Annotated in this window: 4 protein-coding genes; all 4 read left to right on the top strand. The window is 61.6% G+C overall.

The window, feature by feature from the left end; all coding sequences use genetic code 11:
• The coding region (locus ACU5AP_RS16165) for a glycoside hydrolase family 19 protein (RefSeq protein ID WP_446681549.1) at positions 1–334 on the top strand (334 nt) is incomplete at its 5' end.
• Complete coding sequence (locus ACU5AP_RS16160) at positions 331–612, top strand: DUF6527 family protein (RefSeq protein WP_446681548.1); 282 nt, start codon at positions 331–333, stop codon at positions 610–612. The genes ACU5AP_RS16165 and ACU5AP_RS16160, both read left to right, overlap by 4 nt.
• Positions 606–983 (top strand): hypothetical protein, encoded by a 378-nt coding sequence (locus ACU5AP_RS16155; RefSeq protein ID WP_446681547.1) that lies wholly within the window; start codon positions 606–608, stop codon positions 981–983. Before ACU5AP_RS16160 ends, ACU5AP_RS16155 begins: the two co-directional genes overlap by 7 nt.
• Before the next feature lie 746 nt (positions 984–1,729).
• Positions 1,730–1,939 carry a cold-shock protein gene (locus ACU5AP_RS16150; protein ID WP_312296083.1) on the top strand — a complete coding sequence of 70 codons (210 nt, stop codon included), beginning with the start codon at positions 1,730–1,732 and terminating at the stop codon, positions 1,937–1,939.
• Positions 1,940–2,089: the final 150 nt, after the last annotated feature.

The raw sequence follows: 2,089 nt of genomic DNA, 5'->3' as shown, positions 1-2,089 counted from the left end.
GCAGAGGGGCTACGAGGGGCGCGCGGATCTCGGCAACACACAATCCGGAGATGGTCGCCGCTATCAGGGGCGCGGGCCGATCCAATTGACGGGCCGGGCCAACTATCGCCGCGTCGGTCGGATGATCGGGATTGATCTAGAGCGCCACCCTCAGATCGTTGGGCATCCCTCGATCGGGCTGCTGGTCGGCTGCGTCTACTGGAGCGATCGCAAGCTGAACGCCAAGGCCGACGCTGACGATCTGGTGGGTCTGACCAAGGCGATCAACGGCGGCACGAACGGGATCGAGGATCGCCGCCAGCGGACGGCGCAGGCGAAGGAACTGATCCTATGATCCGCGCCGTCATTGTCGAGGACATCGACCACCACCACGACACGCCCGGCGCCGTCGAGATTCGCTCCTATCCCGATGGCCGCGCGGGTGGGCTGGCCTTCATCTGCCCCTGCGGCTGCAAGCGTGAGGGCTATCTGCCGGTTGAGCCTGATGATCCCGGCCCACGCTGGGATTGGAACGGCGACCGGGAGCGGCCGTCCCTGACGCCTTCGGTTCTGTTCCGAGGCGGCTGCGAGTGGCACGGCTTTCTGACGGCCGGGGAGTGGCGGCAATGCTGATCCGCGACTTCCTCCGCGCCATCGGTCCGGCGTCCTGGGCCGTCATCGCCGTCTGCGTCCTGCTGCTGTTCATCCTGGGTTGGTGCGCCGCCACGGCACCCGGCCGGGAGCGGGCCAAGCAGGAACGCGCCGCCGAAGCGGCCAACGTCAAGGCGCGCGGCAGGGGCGCCGCTTCCCATGATCGGGCGGCCGACCAGCGACTGACGGACCTGAAGATCAACAACCGACTGGAAAAGGAACGGAACGATGTGGTTTCCTCGATCCCTGACGCTCGCCCCACTGCTGGCCGCGTCGCTCTTGCTTGTCACCGGCTGCGCGAGCAGGGAACGCGTGACGCCGATCTACCCCCCGAGTGCCGACCTGGCCGTTGAGGCCAAGCCGATCATGCCGCCCGAGGCGGTGCGCAGTGAAGCGGTCGGGATCGCCCATGACATCGCCGTCGAAGGTTGGGGCGAGCGCGGCTGGGCGACGGTGGGGCGGCTATGCCGCTGGGCGGCCGACAACGGCATGAAGGGGCTGAGTTGCCCGCCGCCGCCTGAGTTGCCGCCCAGGCCAGGCTGACGGGCATAAGAAAACCCGTCTGCCACATTGGGACTCAGACGGGCCTAATGAGCCGAGGCTCGTAACCTAGATGGGGCTTGTTAGCCAAAGCGCAAGAGGCCCAACAAAAACTAAGGCGCGCTCTCCGCGACTATCGCAAGGACAGCCCAGACAATCATACCGAGGGCGACGAAGGCTCCAAAAATTGCAACGATCACGACGCACTTTTCGGCCGACGTTAGCTTTGGCTCTCGCATTCTGCCGCCGATCTGTTTCCGGCCGGTACGGGCCAGTGAAGGTGATTAACATCAAAGCAGGGAGGCATGCAGAAAATCGACAGAATTTCTTGAAGCGAAGAGCTTGTTGAAATTGCAATGAAATGTACTTCATGGCCGAATATCTGCGATAGTGCATGATATTCGCCTTGCCTATTCCGAATATGTGTTGCAGTTTGTGCGGGTCGATATCTCTGCGTAACGCCCTATTTCTTTGCGCCGCATCGAGATTTTCCGTTTCCTTAGAACCGATAGCCCTCAGGAATTTCTCCGCGGGCGTCTTTTTTTCGGAGGTCATGGAAATGGCTACTGGTATTATCAAATGGTACAACCCCACCAAGGGTTTCGGTTTCATCGCGCCTGACGCTGGCGGCGGCGATGTCTTCGTCCACGTTTCGGCCGTAGAGCGTGCGGGCCTTAGCGGCCTAAACGAGGGCCAAGCCCTGTCGTATGAACTCGAGCACGATCAGCGTTCAGGAAAAACGTCTGCTGGCCAGCTTCAAGTCGCCTGAGTTAGCTCAGCGATTTTGAACAACTTGGGGCTCGCTCTTTTCGGAGGGCGGGCCTTTTCATTTGTCGGGATATGGACGCTTGAAACGGACCTGTTCCGCCTCAGTTGTAGCATATGGCCGTTTTCACCTTCGAGACCAATGCCCCGCCTA

Source organism: Brevundimonas sp. RM1, assembly GCF_052907225.1.
The sequence above is the reverse complement of the archived record's forward strand: the minus strand, read 5'-3'. Positions and strand labels throughout refer to the sequence as shown.